Genomic DNA, 1,957 nt, shown 5'->3' with positions numbered 1-1,957 from the left:
GCGACGGTTCGGGTCACGGCTACTACGAGATCCACTACTCCGACGGTTCCGTTGAGTACCAGCAATATTAATAACCATCAAGCCGGCAGCTTTCTGTCGGCTTTTGTTTTACATTTTTTTGCATTTATGGTATCATGGTTTCAGATAGATTTTCAGGCGGTGATTCTATGAAAAAAATCGCGGTCGGCATTCTCGCTCATGTCGATTCGGGCAAGACGACCCTCTCCGAGGCGCTGCTATATTCCGCGGGCGTTCTGAGTAAGCTCGGCAGGGTAGACCACAGGGATTCCTTTCTCGATACAAACGCAATTGAGCGTGAACGCGGCATTACAATATTCTCAAAGCAGGCTATACTCTCCTGCGGCGACGTTGAATTCACCCTTCTTGATACTCCCGGACATGTGGATTTTTCGGCAGAAACAGAGCGCACGCTGCAGGTGCTCGATTATGCAATTCTCGTAATCAGCGGTTCAGACGGTGTTCAGAGCCACACACAGACTCTTTGGAAGCTTCTCCGCCGTTACCGTGTGCCGACGTTTATTTTTGTCAACAAGATGGATCTTGACAGCTCGAGCAGGGAGGTTGTGTTTTACCAGCTCCGCACAAAGCTCAGCGACGGCTGCGTCGATTTCGGCAATCAGGACGAATTATTTGAAAACGTCGCACTTTGCGACGAGGAGCTTCTTGCAAAATTCGAGGAGGATACGCTGAAAAAATCAGATATTATCGCCGCGATAAAGCAGCGCAAGGTTTTTCCGTGTCTTTTCGGTTCCGCGCTCAGGCTCGACGGCGTTAATGAATTCCTCGACTGCCTGCGCGAATATACCGAGATGCCCGGTTACGGCGCTGATTTCGCCGCACGGGTGTTCAAAATCTCCGAGGACTCTTCGGGCAAACGCCTGACATTCATGAAGATCACAGGCGGCACGCTCAGGGTCAGAGAGGTCGTGAAGAGCGATAACAACAAGAACGGCGAAAAGGTAAATCAGATTTGCGTCTATTCGGGCGAGAAGTTCGCCGCCGTGGACGAAGCCTCTGCGGGTACGGTCTGCGCCGTTACGGGACTTGGCTTTACGCGGACGGGCGACGGTCTTGGCAGCGAGAAAAACGCCGCATTGCCGATGCTCGAGCCAGTGCTTAATTTCTCGGTTATTCTGCCCGATAACATCGACGCGCACACCGCCCTCGCAAAATTCCGCATTCTCGAAGCTGAGGATCCGCAGCTAAACGTCGTCTGGAACGAGCAGCTTGGAGAGATCCAGCTCCGTCTGATGGGCGAGATTCAGCTCGAGATCCTCAAAAGAGTAATAAATGACAGATTCGGTTTTGAAGTAAATTTCGATAAAGGAAATATAATTTATAAGGAAACCATCACCGACACGGTTGAGGGAGTAGGACATTTTGAGCCGCTGCGTCACTACGCCGAGGTTCATCTCATTATGAAGCCGGCAAAGCGTGACAGCGGAATAGCCATACGCAGCGAGTGCCGCGAGGACAGCCTTGACAAAAACTGGCAGCGACTTATCCTCACACACCTTTCCGAGAAAACCCACCTCGGCGTGCTGACAGGTTCGCCGATAACCGATATGGAGATTATCCTCGCGTCGGGCAAGGCTCACGCCAAGCATACCGAGGGCGGAGATTTCCGTCAGGCAACCTACCGCGCAGTCCGTAATGGTTTGCGCTCGGCAAAGAGCATTATCCTCGAGCCTGTATTTGAGTTCACGCTCGAGGTGCCCGTTGAGTGCGTCGGAAGGGCGATGACTGATATTCAAAGAATGCACGGCGACTTCGATCCGCCCGAAACCACAGAGGACAGCGCCGTTATCACCGGTACGGCACCTGTATCCGCCATGCGCGACTATCAGCGTGAGGTGGTGCAGTATACGCGCGGAAAGGGCAGGCTGCAGTGCTCGCTCAAGGGTTACGCGCCGTGTCACGATCCCGACGAGGTAAT

At 52.9% G+C, this 1,957-nt stretch carries 1 protein-coding gene; it reads left to right on the top strand.

Annotated elements, in window-relative coordinates; all coding sequences use genetic code 11:
- Positions 1-167: 167 nt before the first annotated feature.
- A partial coding sequence (locus JKK62_RS17100) for an elongation factor G (RefSeq protein ID WP_201428975.1) occupies positions 168-1,957 on the top strand: 1,790 nt, incomplete at its 3' end.

The sequence above is a fragment of the Ruminococcus difficilis genome, assembly GCF_016680995.1.
This window is presented reverse-complemented; position numbering and strand designations above follow the sequence as displayed.